General features: G+C 42.2%; 16 protein-coding genes. 11 read left to right on the top strand and 5 right to left on the bottom strand.

Annotated features, from left to right (window positions below):
• The first annotated feature begins 325 nt into the window (after positions 1-325).
• Complete coding sequence (locus ACIQXQ_RS12810) at positions 326-1,066, top strand: alpha/beta hydrolase (RefSeq protein ID WP_402957857.1); 741 nt, start codon at positions 326-328, stop codon at positions 1,064-1,066.
• 66 nt (positions 1,067-1,132) lie between these two features.
• Here the strand turns inward: ACIQXQ_RS12810 and ACIQXQ_RS12805 are convergent, their stop codons facing one another.
• From ACIQXQ_RS12805 to ACIQXQ_RS12790, 4 genes are all read right to left on the bottom strand, one after another.
• Entirely contained in the window at positions 1,133-1,834 is a 702-nt protein-coding gene (locus ACIQXQ_RS12805) for a DUF421 domain-containing protein (protein ID WP_402874656.1), read from the bottom strand.
• Between the two features lie 104 nt (positions 1,835-1,938).
• Entirely contained in the window at positions 1,939-2,091 is a 153-nt protein-coding gene (locus tag ACIQXQ_RS12800; RefSeq protein WP_402874659.1) for an anti-repressor SinI family protein, read from the bottom strand.
• 370 nt (positions 2,092-2,461) lie between these two features.
• A complete protein-coding gene (locus ACIQXQ_RS12795; RefSeq protein ID WP_402874662.1) occupies positions 2,462-3,601 on the bottom strand; it encodes a CAP domain-containing protein in 1,140 nt (379 codons plus the stop codon).
• A gap of 40 nt (positions 3,602-3,641) precedes the next feature.
• Complete coding sequence (locus tag ACIQXQ_RS12790) at positions 3,642-3,938, bottom strand: hypothetical protein (RefSeq protein ID WP_402874664.1); 297 nt, start codon at positions 3,936-3,938, stop codon at positions 3,642-3,644.
• A 268-nt stretch (positions 3,939-4,206) separates the two neighbouring features.
• Between ACIQXQ_RS12790 and ACIQXQ_RS12785 the strand changes: the two genes are divergently transcribed.
• On the top strand, positions 4,207-5,049 hold the full coding sequence (locus tag ACIQXQ_RS12785; protein WP_402957855.1) for an aldo/keto reductase: 843 nt from the start codon (positions 4,207-4,209) through the stop codon (positions 5,047-5,049).
• Positions 5,050-5,095: 46 nt separating this feature from the next.
• Here ACIQXQ_RS12785 and ACIQXQ_RS12780 read toward each other — a convergent pair whose 3' ends face one another.
• Positions 5,096-5,536, bottom strand: coding sequence for a MarR family winged helix-turn-helix transcriptional regulator (locus ACIQXQ_RS12780; RefSeq protein WP_402874668.1), 441 nt, complete (start codon positions 5,534-5,536; stop codon positions 5,096-5,098).
• Between the two features lie 188 nt (positions 5,537-5,724).
• Between ACIQXQ_RS12780 and ACIQXQ_RS12775 the strand changes: the two genes are divergently transcribed.
• The 9 genes from ACIQXQ_RS12775 to ACIQXQ_RS12735 all read left to right on the top strand — a co-directional run bounded on the left by ACIQXQ_RS12775 (position 5,725) and on the right by ACIQXQ_RS12735 (position 15,006).
• Positions 5,725-6,753 carry an NADH:flavin oxidoreductase/NADH oxidase gene (locus ACIQXQ_RS12775; RefSeq protein ID WP_402957853.1) on the top strand — a complete coding sequence of 343 codons (1,029 nt, stop codon included), beginning with the start codon at positions 5,725-5,727 and terminating at the stop codon, positions 6,751-6,753.
• Between the two features lie 137 nt (positions 6,754-6,890).
• Positions 6,891-7,589: a CPBP family intramembrane glutamic endopeptidase gene (locus ACIQXQ_RS12770; protein WP_402957851.1), complete on the top strand. Its 699-nt coding sequence runs from the start codon at positions 6,891-6,893 to the stop codon at positions 7,587-7,589.
• Between the two features lie 252 nt (positions 7,590-7,841).
• A complete protein-coding gene (locus ACIQXQ_RS12765; protein ID WP_402957849.1) occupies positions 7,842-10,352 on the top strand; it encodes a PEP/pyruvate-binding domain-containing protein in 2,511 nt (836 codons plus the stop codon).
• Positions 10,353-10,388: 36 nt separating this feature from the next.
• Positions 10,389-11,711 carry an MFS transporter gene (locus ACIQXQ_RS12760; RefSeq protein ID WP_402957847.1) on the top strand — a complete coding sequence of 441 codons (1,323 nt, stop codon included), beginning with the start codon at positions 10,389-10,391 and terminating at the stop codon, positions 11,709-11,711.
• Positions 11,712-12,067: 356 nt separating this feature from the next.
• Positions 12,068-12,379, top strand: coding sequence for a rhodanese-like domain-containing protein (locus ACIQXQ_RS12755; RefSeq protein ID WP_402874682.1), 312 nt, complete (start codon positions 12,068-12,070; stop codon positions 12,377-12,379).
• Positions 12,380-12,619: 240 nt separating this feature from the next.
• On the top strand, positions 12,620-13,681 hold the full coding sequence (locus ACIQXQ_RS12750; RefSeq protein WP_402957845.1) for a tartrate dehydrogenase: 1,062 nt from the start codon (positions 12,620-12,622) through the stop codon (positions 13,679-13,681).
• A gap of 77 nt (positions 13,682-13,758) precedes the next feature.
• Complete coding sequence (locus tag ACIQXQ_RS12745) at positions 13,759-13,944, top strand: sporulation protein Cse60 (protein ID WP_402874688.1); 186 nt, start codon at positions 13,759-13,761, stop codon at positions 13,942-13,944.
• Positions 13,945-14,086: 142 nt separating this feature from the next.
• Positions 14,087-14,647, top strand: a complete 561-nt coding sequence (locus ACIQXQ_RS12740) for an MEDS domain-containing protein (protein ID WP_402957843.1) — start codon at positions 14,087-14,089, stop codon at positions 14,645-14,647.
• A 20-nt stretch (positions 14,648-14,667) separates the two neighbouring features.
• A complete protein-coding gene (locus ACIQXQ_RS12735) occupies positions 14,668-15,006 on the top strand; it encodes an MGMT family protein (protein WP_402957841.1) in 339 nt (112 codons plus the stop codon).
• The last annotated feature ends 155 nt before the right edge of the window (positions 15,007-15,161 follow it).

Below are 15,161 nucleotides of genomic sequence, written 5' to 3'. Positions count from 1 at the left end.
GGGTTTTTCTTATAGGAAATTAGATTCCTATCCTGCGTAGTCAAACAAGGTTATCGATAATAAGAAGGGAAAAGGTACGGTATGATTACGTACCTTTTTATTAACATGATGTACCTCGAAATATAAGGTACATCATTGCTAAACTAAAAAAGGAAAATTTAGATTGCTAAATAAAACCAGTCATAGTAAAATGTCCTTCGGACCGCATCACTTGTCCTAAGTAAGGCATAGGTACTATAATCGGGGTAAAGAGGGTTACTTTAAATAGTTAATGATTTTATCAGAAATTTCAATATATACAACTTGAGGAAAAGGAGCAGATAGTATGAAAGTCATTGCACCTGAGTCATTCACATACAAAGGTGGAGAGAGAGCAGTTCTCTTACTTCACGGATTTACTGGAAGCACAGCAGATATGAAGAAGTTGGGTCGTTATCTCAATGACCGCGGCTATACCTGCCACGCACCTCTATATAAAGGTCATGGATTGCCAGCTGAGGAGCTCATCCATACAGGTCCAAAGGAATGGTGGAAAAACGTAGTGGATGGGTACCGTTTCCTTAAAGAAGAAGGGTACGAGGATATCGCCGTGGTCGGGATTTCCCTCGGTGGGGTCTTCTCTTTAAAAGTGGGAACGGAATTCCCTGTGAAAGGTGTCGTTTCGATGTGTGCCCCGATGAAAGGGAGAGACGTGAGTCGATTACATAATCGTATGATCAGTTATGCCAGGGCCTACAAAAAATTCGAAGGCAAAGACCCAGACCAAATCGATGCAGAAATTAAACGGTTAGAAAAAGAGCCTATGCACTCGTTGAAAGACGTTTTGCATATCATAGAAGATACTAGTGAAAATTTAGATTTGATTACGGCACCGACTCTTGTTCAACAGGGCCGGTTGGACGATTCCGACTATACGGAAAGTGCACCCATGATCTTCAATGATGTCGATACGCAACATAGGCAATTGATATGGTATGAGCAATCAGGGCATATCATCACATTGGGGAAAGAGCGGGAGCAAGTTTATGAAGATGTGCATCGTTTTTTAAATAACTTGATTTGGTAAAGTGGGAAGGCCGCCAGTTAAATTTGGTGGCCTTTTCTTATATTAAAATCTTCTGTCTGTTGAAATTCAGCTGTATAAGAACACTTTCACGTTCCCGTTAGTATCGATAGTTGCCAATAAAATATCGGCTATGTCCGCATTGTACATGGTTACTTTCCTTTTCAGCCATCCTTCATCCTTACCCACTCGGTTTAATTCGTGAAAATCAATCTTTCCCTCCTTAATAATGGTTATAGGAAAAGAAAATGGCTTTGTGGTCAACTTTATATCACCAGGGGTCACTGATTGGTATTGGGGAAGTAAGAAGAACGAAATAGTCCCATCCGGTTCCCAAAATGCCAAAGCAACTTTTTGAATTTCTTCAATTTTTGCCTTTCTTAATTCGGATAAAATAATATCGATAGAAATTCGTGCTTTGACTAAGTTTTTATGGATGACTTGTCCGTTTTCTATAAGAGGCAAAGGAGGGCTTTCAAAAAAATTACGGAGTCTGCCCCAATGAAGACTCACAAATACACTGATTATATATAAAATAACTAGTACGACAGACGTGATCATCGGTCCCTTTAAGCCTAACTGTTCATCAGATAATGGGTGGGCAAGAATATTTCCAATGATCAGTGCCATTAAAAAATCAATCAACCTTAACTGAGAAATGGCCCGGCGCCCCATCAATTTAACCGCAAAGAGTAAAAAAAAGAATGATATGATGGCTCTCAAAATCCACTGAAGGGTAGTAAGTGTTTCTTGGCTGTAGAAAAAATCCATCTAAGCTCACGTCCTTGGTTTTTGTTATCTAAGAATTAGTATGAGCGTTTGAATGATTTAGATGTAAAAATGAAAAAAAAGTGGACTCCTGGAAGTCCACTTTTTTAACGAATTTTTTGGGCAGGCTCGTCACTTGAGTTCTTCTCGATGAATTTCTTGACCTGTTCTATCGTTAGGCCAATTCTTTTGGCTTCCAATATAAGTGCCAGCCATATTTTGTCGAGTTGCTCCTGTTTCAATCTGTTCCCGGATTCCATGATCACCCTCCCAATCTACCTCTTGGATTTTTTATTCACTCAGAACAGCGCTAGTTAGAGAGTAAAATGACTTCTTGGGTTTTGGTGCTGTTCGTATTTTTAATTTCTTCTATGTGACTTTCCGGATGGTTTTTGTCAGGGCGCCCTATTCATAGGCTTTTCGAAAATGGGGTCTTTATTCGTGAGTGTGATTACTCATTTTCTTATGTAGTGATGTGGCTGCTATCCTGATTATTTTCCATGTTATTACTCTTATGTATTATCTTACAGTGATAAAGTAGGAGTCAAGTTAAAATACAGAATTAACAGAATATTAAAGAAAATAAAAAAAGCCGATCAGGCTTTTCCTGATTACGGCATGTAAAGTGGCTTATCTTTTTAAATAGTTTTCTGTGTAATAGGGCTTTTCATCTTCCTCAAACGCGACGCCCACTCCGAGTGAAGAAAAGTCTTTTTGTAATTTATTTTCCCTGTGACCGATGGAATTCATTAAGCCTTCGTGGGCGAAGATACTGCTGTTCTGACCAGCGGCAAGGTTCTCCCCGGCCATGCGGAAAGTGATTTTGTCACTTTCCATCCGATCGAAGGGAGATTCCCCATCAAGATTAGTATGGTTAAAGTATTGGTTGACGGCCATGTCTTTACTGTGATCTTGGGCTGTCAATTTCACTTGCTTATCCCATGACAGGACGGAAAGATCATGATTGACCCTTGAGGCATTGGTCAAGTCGAATAATTGATATTCAAAGCCCTTTTTAAGCTCCGGGCTGGAGGGGGCAAAATAGGTGCTTTTTTGCTGTTCAAGACCTGCACTGATGATTTGGATCGATGTGACTGTATTATCCTCGTGTTTATCATAAAAAATCGTGACGAAGCTGTTATCCATCTTGAACGTATCATATTCTCCATTGCTTTGAATCTGGTAATATACATTTCCTTTAAGCAGTTTTGTTATCGGTTTCCCTAATTTTTCCGTCACCGTTTCTTTGGGTGTACTTCGTTTGATTCCTTGCTTGGATGAAATCAAATCCTGGTTTGTATAGAGACCGACGACTCTATTCTTGCTGTCGTAGGCCACCATGAAGAAATTTTGATAATTTTCATGATAGGCAAACCACTCTACTCCATATTCGTTCAGGGAATGGCGTTTGGCCTCACCTGCCTGCTTTTCGACGGATTCCTTTGTGTCGCCAAGCTCGATATTACGGACCGAAAAGGAGGATTCAGCAGGGGCCTTCAAGTCAGGTTTATCCACCTTTTTCGTTTCGGTTTGTTCCTCATCTCTTGCTTGATCGACTGTATCCGTCAATTTGCCGATCAACTGGTTGACTCCGGTATTCAGTTTTTCAATGGCATTTGATACTTCAGGTTTGGTTAAGAGGGAGCGAACATCCGTAGCAAAAGATCCGATTCCCGCCTTTAATCCCGACTCCTGAATGTCTTTTCCATACCCATACCAAAATCCGCCGAGAAGAAGAAAGAGAATCAATAGATTAATCACACTCCGCACATCGTTCACCCCAACTCACAAATAATTACGTTCCCAATGATTAGCTCATAAACTGTAATAGGGGAGGTAAAGATAACAATATGATGGAGAATAAGAAAAGGACCTGGGTAACCCTTTTTGGCAGCTTTTCTTTTTTCCCTTTGTACCACCCACTGAATTGTAACTTGTTTCTATATAAAACAAACAATAATATAAGTATGGCCACAGAACCGAAGTAGCTATACTGATTATAATCTATTCCGAAACTCTGATACACATTCTCTAACAGAACGGAACACAATGCGCCGATAATACCGAATAATAAAAGAATCCGGATTAACTCAAATAGTACTCTCATGTTTTCCTCCTATTAATCATTTCCTAATGTTCCCCCGCTGTATATAGTTTTCTACGCGGGACATAAGGGTTCCTTCCTTTGTCAATCTTCAGTTTCTCGCTCAACACACTTTCTTTCAAGCACAGTAAATCACCATACGCCTTATCCTTTAAAGTACATTACTGTATTTTACTACTAAAATATATCATAATGGATGGTGGGGTGGACGATGCCTCAAAAGCAGTAGACATTTCTTATAGTGGATAATAAAAATTGGAGGTTTCTGATTATGGTCAATAGTTTACAAGCAACAACAACATTACATAATGGCGTCGAGATGCCTTGGTTCGGTTTAGGTGTATTTAAAGTGGAGGAAGGTCCAGAGTTGGTGAATGCAGTCAAAGTAGCCATTAAACACGGGTATCGTAGCATTGATACTGCAGCCATTTATGCGAATGAAGAGGGAGTAGGGCAAGGAATCCGCGAAGGTCTAGAGGTAGCGGGCATTACAAGGGAGGACTTGTTTGTCACCTCAAAAGTTTGGAATTCCGAACTAGGCTACGAATCGACAATCGCTGCTTACGAGACTAGCTTAAAGAAGCTAGGTTTGGATTATCTTGATCTTTACTTGATTCATTGGCCAGTCGAAGGGAAATATAAAGAGGCTTGGAGAGCAATGGAGACTCTTTATAAAGAAGGAAAGGTAAAAGCGATCGGGGTAAGTAATTTCCAAATCCACCATCTGAAGGATTTATTGAATGAGGCAGAAGTGAAGCCAATGGTCAATCAAGTTGAATGTCATCCGCGCTTAACTCAAAGGGAATTGCTGGAATTTTGCCGACAAGAAGGCATTCAATTGGAAGCTTGGTCTCCATTAATGCAAGGTGAATTATTAGATAATAAGGACCTTCAAGAGATTGCATCCAAGTATGGAAAATCCGTGGCCCAGGTCATCTTACGTTGGGATTTACAAAATGGAATCGTGACGATTCCAAAGTCGACAAAAGAGCATCGAATCGTGGAGAACTCCTCGGTATTTGATTTTGAACTAACGGAAGAAGATATGGCGCGAATGAATGAAATGAATCAGAATCATCGAGTCGGACCAGATCCTGACAACTTCGATTTTTAAGGAAAGGCAGAGATAGACGAGCTTGCAGTCTATCTCTTTTTTTCATTCAATCGTCCTTACTCGATGATTGACCATTCATGAAAAAAGCAAGGGCTGTACCCATGTCACTGTTGGATAATGATGTGTTAAGCGTTTCGTTAACCGTTTCCAACATTTCGCGAAGGCGCTGCTCACCCTTATCCGTGATGAGGGCACATACGCCACGTCGGTCATCTTCATATCCGAGCCGTTTTATTACCCCGCAACTTTTGTTTTCCATCCTGACGGAAAGCCTGGACATGGCACTTTGACTTAACCCGACAAGCCGCTGTAATTCCAAAAGCCTCAATTTTTTTTCGGGTGCCTGAGATAAGTACAATAAAACGTAAAACTCATTCAAGGGCATTTGGTGCTTTTCCTGCAAGGCTCTATCAAGGTCATTGGAGAGCTCGGCATGTATATGTGTAAAGGATAACCAAGTATTTATAAGGGATTGTTCATGGGACATATCTTTTTGCCTCCCTCTGTTTACCTATTTTACATGTACCATTCGTTAAATTAAATGTACCAATAGGATGGATCAATGACAATAGCCGATTTGAGCATCGGTCGATTTGAATTAGTTGACACTACTTTTTGTGCATGATATAAATGCATGTGCATGCATTATAATACTTTGAGAAGGAGTTAGATACTATGAAAGATTTATTTTCCCCTTATTCTATAAAAAATCTCGATCTTAAAAATAGAGTCGTCATGCCACCTATGTGTCAGTATTCAGTCATGGCTGAAGATGGCGTACCGACAAGCTGGCACCAACATCATTATGTAAGCAGAGCGATTGGCGGCACAGGTTTGATCATCGTGGAAATGACCGATGTGGAACCGGATGGCCGGATTTCCAATCGCGACCTTGGTCTATGGTCTGACGATCAAGTTGGGGCTTTCACTAAGATTGTCGATGAAGTGCGTCAATATGGAGCAAAAATCGGCATCCAAATCGCCCATGCAGGACGCAAAGCCGAAGATGCAGAGACACCTGTTGCCCCATCGGCGATTGCCTTTGATGAAACGTATAAAACGCCGAGAGCCTTGGAAACGGAAGAAGTGAAGGGAATGGTCGAGAAGTTCCGTCTATCTGTCAGAAGAGCGGTACAAGCTGGATTCGACGTCATTGAGTTGCATGGTGCACATGGCTATTTAATCCACCAATTCACCTCTCCACTTACGAATAAGCGGGAAGACGAATACGGGAAAGACCTGACCAAGTTCGGAGTGGAAGTCATTAAAGCGGCGAAAAGTGAAATGCCTGCCGATATGCCTTTGATCATGCGCATCTCTGCTAAAGAGTATGTGGATGGAGGATATGGAATTGAAGAGAGCATCGAGTTTTCGAAAGTCTTTAAAGAAGCGGGAGTGGATATGTTCCATGTCAGCTCCGGTGGAGAAGGACCGATTGGTGCTGATGGAAGACCGGGCACGCATGCCAATTATCAAACGCCATTAGCGAGAGAAATCAAAAAAGCGCTGGACGTCCCAGTGATTGCCGTAGGTCGATTGGAAGACCCGATTCTTGCAAACTCGATCATTGGCAATGAAGAAGCAGACTTGGTTGCAGTGGGAAGAGGCATGCTCCGTCATCCTTACTGGACATTAGAGGCTTCTAAAACACTGAATAAACAGATTGAGCTTCCAAAGCAATATCAACTAGCATTCAAACATTAAAAGTATGGACCGGTGGCCGCAGCATTTGCTTGCGGTCATTTTTCTGTATGCACTAACATTGGGACATTTTTGTAAAATAAGTGCTTGCAGGTAACGTTACGTAACCTTATAAACTGAAGATAACGTTTAGAGGGGGAATGGTCTTGCATACATATTTCGAAAGTAGAGCATGGTCCTGGAGGGAACTTGTTTCCATCCTTGTACTTGTTTTAGTCCTGGTACCGTTTTTTATCGAGTTTTTATTGGCGAATTTCTTATTGGAATTATTTCATGACGATTTGTATTCCGGAACATTGGTCGGTTTCATCATGTCAATCATCTTTATGCTGGCCGTCTATTCACTTGCTTTACAGCCGAAACGCCTAAGATGGAATGAAGTGGGGTTACGTAAGTTTCAGAGAAGCTATTGGAAGAATATCATCGGCTGGTCATTTGTATTGATTGTGGTCAGCATCCTGATTCTCATCGTGATGGATATAGTGGGGATAGGCTATGAAAATAGCAAAACGGAAAGTGTTCAGGCTCATTTGACCCCCATCCATTTCGTTCTCGGTTTCGTGTCGGCGGCAATCATTTCACCTATTTACGAAGAAATCTTATATCGGGGTTTTCTTTATAGGTGGCTAAGGAGTAAATACGGCTTGAAGGCTGGATTATTTCTCAGTTCCTTCATCTTCATGATCGTTCATATCCCAAACTATAATGTCTTGCCGGTCACTTTTATATCCGGCCTCCTCTTTGCTTGGACTTATGAAAAAACCAAATCAGTCGTTCCCGGCATGATCATCCACGGCACATTCAATGCCATTGCCCTGATCCTTACCGCATTTGGTTGAGAAATGGTAAAAAGAAGTGCTGTGCTCACAAGTGGTTGGAAAAATAAAGAGACTTTCAATGGAAGTCCCTATTTTTTATTTTGATTACATTTTACCAATTGTTGTGATTTGGCAAATATTCATGTGAAATGTAAAGCATTTTCCTTTATTGTTAAAAATGGATTCAAAACCAATGCATGGGTTTTCCTACCTGTTCATTGGTTTTGTTCGTGTCGTTATTTATGGGTTATGGATGAAAGGGGAAAAGCGTACATGTTTACAGCTAGATTCAATCATGCAACCGAGTGTAATGAAATGGTAGGAGGAAAAGCGCTAAATCTAATCAAAATGTCGAAATTGGGCATGCCTGTACCTGATGGATTCGTCATCACAAGTGAGGCCTTTTCACACTTCCTCGAAAAGAATCAATTAGATATAAAGAGTGAATCCATCCAAACGGAGGTTATGGATGCGGGCATCCCGGATGATTTAGTAAGGGACGTATTGAATGATTTCTGGGAATTGAGGAAACATTATCCTGCCGTGGCTGTTCGTTCTTCTTCTGGTGCGGAAGATTTGGAAGGGGCCTCCTTTGCGGGTCAATATGAAACCTATTTGAATGTAAAAACGGAAGAGGATTTCTTAGGTAAAGTAAAATCATGCTGGGCATCTTGCTTTGAGAACAGGGTACAGCAATATACCGAGAATATTTTTGAAGGGTCAGATAGCATTTCAATGGGGATTGTCGTTCAAGGTCAAATCTATTCAGATATTTCAGGGGTGATTTTCAGTCAAGATCCTGTTACATATAACCCGGAGTGTATCTTGATCAATGCCAGTTATGGATTGGGTGAGGCCGTCGTATCGGGCTTGGTCACACCGGATACCTATTTGGTCAGTCGAGATGGTACGAAAATGGAAAGAACCAAGGGCAGTAAAGAAATGAAAATCATTTCCGACTCCTCTGGAACAATGGAAGTGGCGACGGACCGGACTGAACGGAATACCTATTGCTTATCAGATAAGCTGATTCATACATTAATAGAAATGACCTTGAAAGTGGAAAACTATTATAACCATCCTGTAGATTTGGAGTTCGGCATTCATGACCAACAAGTCTACCTTTTACAAGCAAGGCCGATTACGACTGAAGTGAAGAAAAAGGAATCCGTGCCAGAAGCCAGGAAAGGTTACCTGTTGGAACGGAAAGATGAGGATGAATTCTGGTTTTTGCTTGATACGTTTTTCCCGAATCCAATCTCGCCATTGTTCACTTCCATCGTCACCCAGCCTTTTTATGAAGGCATGGCCATGGCCGTTGATGCATTGAAGGAACCTACGGGGTATACCAATATGAAAGCTCAGAACGGATACTATTATGGGAAACAGACTTTCTTTGAAACCGACCCAAACCAATTGTTAGCAGAACAAGAGAAACTAATGGAGGAAATGTATCCGCGAATGAGGGATCGGATGTATGAAATCATCTATGATAAATTGATTCCCATCTATCGGTATTTAGATGGGGAAAGGGCTCAAGCATTTACGGTCGACAAAGTGAAAAAGGGATTAGTAGAGTTAGAGGCCTTTTATAAGGATGTGTATTTCTGGCACTTCATGATTGTCTTCCCGAGCAATCATATCAACAGGAAATTGGAGAGCATTTATCAAAAGGCAACGGGAGATGCACCTTTACATGAACTCTATCAATCTTTGGCTGGCGTCATGAATAAGTCACTGGAATCCGACCATTTGCTTTGGGAGTTATCATTGAAAGTAAAAGCGGAACCTTCTTTGATGAAGGTGTTCGTGGAATCGGAAGAAGGAAGCCTGTTGCAGAACCTCAACACCGTCGGCAGGGGCAAGGACTTTCTGAACCGTGTAGAGAGCTTCGTCAGCGTGTACGGATACCGTTCCACCAAGTCACATGATTTTATAGAAGATACATGGATTGAGAACCATGAGCATGTGTTACAAATCATCAAGAACTTAATACTGAATGATCATGATTTTGACAAAGAATTCGAGTCGGCTGTCACGGCCAGAAAACAGATGTATCAAAAGATCATCAACAGAATCAAGGATCCCAACGATCTGGAAGCATTTGAAGAACAGTATAAATTGGCTTTGGATGCGGCTGTTATCACGGATGATCATCACTTTTATATCGATGCCATGTTTGACGCGAAGGCCCGGTTATATTTATTGAAAGTGAGTGAGCTTCTAGTGCAGCAGCAAGTGCTGGACGATAAGGAAGATATCTGGTTTGTATATAAAGATGAGATCCTCGCTGCACTGGATGAACCTCACTCCTTGATGGAAGTCGTGAAGGAACGAAAGAAACAATATGAGATTCAAGGTAAAATAAAAGCTCCTTCTTATTTTGGGAAACCGTCGGAAGAAGAGCGGAACTTCGTGGAAATGGTATTCGGCTCACTCGAAGAAGATAAGGAGAATACGGGGAATGTGATGAAAGGCATCGCGGCTTCCGGAGGTATTAGCGAAGGCCCGGTCCGAGTGATCTCCAGTATGCAGGAAGCATCCAAGTTTCAAAAGGGGGATATATTGGTCTGTAAAAACACGACTCCCGTCTGGACGACTTTCTTCCAGGATGCAGAAGCGATCGTTACGGATACAGGGGGCATGCTATCTCATTCCGCAATTATTGCAAGGGAGTATCAGATTCCCGCCGTTTTAGGAACGAAAGTGGGAACGGAACGATTACATGATGGGGATTGGGTCATTGTCGACGGCAATACAGGAACCGTTACGGTGATTGGCTAATTACCCTTTTGGATAGAGAATGTAAGAGGTGAAAGTATGAGTAAACAAAAAGAATTCCTGATGATAGCACTAACATTGATGGGGGCGTTCCTCGTGCCCATCAATTCAACGATGATATCCATTGCGCTCGGTTCCATATCGGGATTTTATGGATTGGATATACATAGTACGACCTGGGTGGTTACGATTTATCTGATTGTCATGGCCGTCACTCAGCCGATTGCCGGAAAATTGGGTGATATTTATGGAAACCGCAAGATCTATATAGTCGGTGCAGCCCTATTTCTTGTGGCTTCCATAGGATGCGCACTGGCTCTAAATATGATCATGCTTGTTGTCTTTCGATCTCTTCAAGCGATCGGTGGAGGATTGCTGATACCGAATGTGGTTGCCTTGATTCGACATACGGTGTCACGTGAACGTTTATCTAGCGTCATGGGACTATTCGGGATGGGGATGGGTCTGGGCGCAGCTGTCGGTCCTCTCGTAGGATCGCTGTTAATCGCGGTACTTAGTTGGAAAGCGATTTTTTGGGTCAATGTCCCCTTTTTAGTCGGTGCCCTTGCTGGCGGTATGTTCCTCATACCTAAGCTTGAGAAAAAGTCATCCAATAAACCGTTGGACGTACTCGGTTCCATCTATTTGGCCATATCAATAACCTTATTAATATCGTTGACGCATACAAACTCGACAAGGGTGTCTATCATTCTTGCAATCGTGAGCCTTTTATTCATTGTGCTATTCGTGAAGCGCGAGCGTTCCGTTCCGTCGCCGATCATCGATTTCCAATTGTTTAAGAGTCCTATCTTTGCGAATGCCAACATATCGGTCTTGCTAAACAATTTCATCATGTATGCAATCTTGCTTGTCATGCCGTTGATCATGACGACAAAAATGAACATGTCAACATCCATGAGCGGAATCATGCTATCCCTGTTCTCGATTTCCATGGCACTCAGCAATATGATGGGTGGGCAACTAAACCGAAAATTCGTATCGGCAAAAGTCATCTTCTTTTCTTTCGCCGTAACGGTGGTAACGAATTTCTTATTATTTTTCGTGATTTCCTCCCAGTCTTTTATCTACTTGGCCATTACACTCGTGTTAAATGGGTTGGCTATAGGGTTAGGACTGACCAGTATGCAGGTTGCCTCGCTTGAAGCGGTGGATGAGTCAGTCTCCGGTTCGGCTTCAGGCATCTTCTCGACGTTCCGATATTTCGGAAGTATCGCCTCTTCCACGCTCATAGGGATTGTTGCGAGTTATTCCATCCTATTTGGCATTCTAATGATAGCAGCCTTGTTAGGTGCACTTTTGGCCAGGATGGTGTACAGGAATAAAGCAGTAAGTACGGTATAAAGATCATGTGTTACGGACTTCCACATTTTCCAATTACCTGTATAATTAAGGTTGAAACCTTTATATCAATGAAGGGGGAGTCCGTATCGTTTTGAATAAAAAAAAGTATATGGTATTAGCTGGTGTTTTAATATTTTTCTTGATTATGTCGATGCTTTTTGCCCGTACATATTTTACACATCGAGAATTCATGGAGGCTGCCAATAAGTGTTATGATAATAATGGTATGCCAGAGGTAGAGAGAAATACTTTTTCGAATGATTGGTCTGTTATATGCCATCCATAATAGTCATGTTTTCCTGAAAGTTTTGTTATAATATACAAGACAAATTAAACGATAACTTGGGGTGCTTATAATGGAACAAATTAAAATTTTTACACCAGAAGAAATTGAAGCAAAGGTTGAGGCAGGAGAAGCGATTGAGCTTGTCGATGTCCGTGAAGACGAAGAAGTGCAAGAAGGCATGATCGAAGGAGCGAAGCACATTCGCATGAATGATATCCCTGCCAACCTTGACTACTTCGATAAGGATAAAGAATATATCTTCATCTGTCGTTCAGGACGCCGCAGTGAGAATGTATGCCATTACCTTCAGGAGCAAGGCTATAAAGTGGCAAACATGGATGGCGGAATGATGCATTGGACAGGGGAAGTCATCGTTAAGTGATGGGGTTTTTCAAGAAGCCTTGTTACTTTTGCAAACGGAAGACGAAAGACGTCACGACCTATCTGAACGAAGATCGAAAAAAGATACATGTTTGTGCACAGTGTAAGGGGTATGCGGAAAGACGTGCATATTTCCGAGCTAAATGAGTGGGGCCCTTCTTTCGGAGGGCTCTTTTTTCTGGGGATATGTTAAAATAAGGATGTTTAAGTCAGAATATATAGACAAAGGGGAATCTGTCAAGTGCATGTACATAAAGTAGCGGTCATCTCGGGAGATGGAATTGGTCCTGAAGTAATTGATGAAGGTATAAAAGTATTGAATAAAGTAGCTGAATTAGCGGGCGACTTTTCGTTTGAATTCACCTATTTTCCATGGGGGTGCGAATATTATCTGGAGCATGGGAAGATGCTTCCTGATGATGGGCTGGAACGGTTGAAGGAATTCGAGGCCGTCTATCTTGGGGCAGTCGGTTATCCTGGTGTTCCGGATCATATTTCCTTACGGGAACTGTTATTGAAAATAAGGAAGCAATTCGATCAATACGTGAATGTCCGTCCCATTAAGTTGCTGAAGGGTGCGCCTTGTCCACTGAAGGATGTGACTCACGACCAAATCGATATGGTGGTCATCCGCGAAAACAGCGAGGGAGAATATGCCGGTGCAGGGGATTGGCTATTTAAAGGAAAGCCAGAGGAAGTGGTGTTACAGACAGGTGTCTTTTCCCGTAAAGGTACGGAACGGATTATCCGTTACGCCTATGAATTGGCACGGAAGTCGGGAAGAACGCTAACGAGCATCAGTAAAGCGAATGCCTTGAATTATTCGATGGTTTTTTGGGATGAGGTGTTCGAGGAAATTGGACAGGAATATCCGGAAGTGGAAACGCATTCTTACCTGGTTGATGCGGCGAGCATGTTCTTTGTCAAACAGCCTGAAAGGTTTCAAATCGTCGTCACCTCCAATTTGTTCGGTGACATCATCACCGATTTAGGAGCCGCCATTGCTGGAGGGATGGGGCTGGCTGCCGGGGCCAATTTAAATCCTGAACGAGCGTATCCGTCCATGTTCGAACCCATCCATGGTTCTGCACCGGATATAGCGCAGCGAGGCATCGCCAATCCGCTTGCCGCCATTTGGTCTGCGAGCCAGATGCTTGATTTCTTCGGTCATGAAGATTGGGGCAAGAAGGTGCTGGGTGTCATTGAACAAGTGATGGTCGATAAAAAGGTGCTCACTCCTGATATGGGAGGAAATAGTTCTACTGAAGAAGTCGGCAATGAAGCGGTGGCTTTACTATTATAAGTAACACGTATAATCCATGAATAAAATGGGCACCCTGCTCAATAACCATCAAACGTTAAAAAGGCAGGGGAAAGCCAATGATTCAAGTGAAGTTGTTTGATTATGAGCATGAAAAGGATTTGGAAGAGGAGATGAATGACTTTCTCGTCGATATCCGTGATAGTCAAATCGTCGATATTAAATACAATGTCGCCACGACCGGTGAAGAGGAACATGAACAGATTTATTGTTTTAGTGCGATGATCATTTATAAAAAAAGGTGAAATCCGACCCATATGACTTGGTGTCGGTTTTTTTACATGTAAAAAACAGGCCATACTGTTCAAGGGATTTGTCTTCTGCGAAGAGAATAGGTAAAGTTAGACGTAATACAGTGTGATGGTGTATTAAAAGGGGAGATCCATTTTGGATAACAATATGAAGCAACTCATGAAAGAACTAAAGAAATCAAACGGAGGCCATGTGTTCTACTGTTTCGATGAACTGGAGACTTATATTCATAACGAAACCCTATTCATTATTTCCGGTGTTGAACAGGGAAACGATATAATGGTCGTCGAAAATGATCGGATCTTTCCTTTCGTATATAAGAAATTACAAGGACAATTAAATGACGAACAGCTGAAGAAAGTGCACCATATTAATAATTTTGATTTTTACTGCTTTGAAGGAGATTTTCATCCTAACACGATGGTCGATTATTTTTTAAGGAATGTGGAGGGATACATGGCGAATGATGTTTCCCTGCAAACCTGGGGCCACGTTGAATGGGGGGGAAGTGAGGAAGTCGTGTTCGAGAGCATTAGCGAATATGAAAAGGGCGTCAATCAAATCATTGCAAAAAAGGGCATGGTTTCTGTTTGTGCCTATGATGAATGTAGGCTGACCCCGACACTGAAATCCATGTTAATGAAGCACCATGGCGTGTTCATGACGGATGAAACGTGCACAATCATAGCTAATTAAACCAGGCAGAGGTGAGATAGTTGGAGCGCTTTACTGAAGAGGTAATCGGTATCATACAACATATTCCCCCTGGGAAAGTCATGACGTATGGGCAAATCGGCCAACTGGCTGGACACCCGCGCGGTGCAAGGCAAGTCGTCCGCATTCTTCATTCAAGCAGCAAGAAATATAACCTTCCTTGGCATCGGGTGATCAATGCGAAGGGTGAAATTGGCTTAAAACAGGAAGGGCTGGCTTCCCAACAAATCTTCTTGCTAGAGAGTGAAGGGATTAACATCACAGAACATGGCAAGGTCGACCTTGAGGTGTACCGCCATCACCCTGAGGAAGCCGAGGGATGGAATATGGATCGTGGTTGAAAAAAACGCGAATCGTGGTTGAATTAAGGGTAGGCGTGGTCGAATAAATCGGCGTTGTGGTTGAATAATGGCCATTTGTGGTTGAATTCCTATCAAGGACAAATCATAGCTACTCAAAAGAGGCTGATCCCGTAACGAACGGGATCAGCCTCTTT

Origin of the sequence: Peribacillus sp. NPDC097198 (assembly GCF_044762055.1) — a bacterium.
Classification (GTDB): domain Bacteria; phylum Bacillota; class Bacilli; order Bacillales; family DSM-1321; genus Peribacillus.
This window is presented reverse-complemented; position numbering and strand designations above follow the sequence as displayed.

What these genes read in the sequence shown, in the direction of transcription:
- ACIQXQ_RS12760 (WP_402957847.1), top strand. Translation starts at nt 10,389, where the DNA reads ATGAGTAAACAAAAAGAATTCCTGATGATAGCACTAACATTGATGGGG.
- ACIQXQ_RS12810 (WP_402957857.1), top strand. Translation starts at nt 326, where the DNA reads ATGAAAGTCATTGCACCTGAGTCATTCACATACAAAGGTGGAGAGAGA.
- ACIQXQ_RS12780 (WP_402874668.1), bottom strand. Translation starts at nt 5,536, where the DNA reads ATGTCCCATGAACAATCCCTTATAAATACTTGGTTATCCTTTACACAT.
- ACIQXQ_RS12770 (WP_402957851.1), top strand. Translation starts at nt 6,891, where the DNA reads ATGGTCTTGCATACATATTTCGAAAGTAGAGCATGGTCCTGGAGGGAA.
- ACIQXQ_RS12785 (WP_402957855.1), top strand. Translation starts at nt 4,207, where the DNA reads ATGGTCAATAGTTTACAAGCAACAACAACATTACATAATGGCGTCGAG.
- ACIQXQ_RS12755 (WP_402874682.1), top strand. Translation starts at nt 12,068, where the DNA reads ATGGAACAAATTAAAATTTTTACACCAGAAGAAATTGAAGCAAAGGTT.
- ACIQXQ_RS12800 (WP_402874659.1), bottom strand. Translation starts at nt 2,091, where the DNA reads ATGGAATCCGGGAACAGATTGAAACAGGAGCAACTCGACAAAATATGG.
- ACIQXQ_RS12790 (WP_402874664.1), bottom strand. Translation starts at nt 3,938, where the DNA reads ATGAGAGTACTATTTGAGTTAATCCGGATTCTTTTATTATTCGGTATT.
- ACIQXQ_RS12745 (WP_402874688.1), top strand. Translation starts at nt 13,759, where the DNA reads ATGATTCAAGTGAAGTTGTTTGATTATGAGCATGAAAAGGATTTGGAA.
- ACIQXQ_RS12775 (WP_402957853.1), top strand. Translation starts at nt 5,725, where the DNA reads ATGAAAGATTTATTTTCCCCTTATTCTATAAAAAATCTCGATCTTAAA.
- ACIQXQ_RS12805 (WP_402874656.1), bottom strand. Translation starts at nt 1,834, where the DNA reads ATGGATTTTTTCTACAGCCAAGAAACACTTACTACCCTTCAGTGGATT.
- ACIQXQ_RS12765 (WP_402957849.1), top strand. Translation starts at nt 7,842, where the DNA reads ATGTTTACAGCTAGATTCAATCATGCAACCGAGTGTAATGAAATGGTA.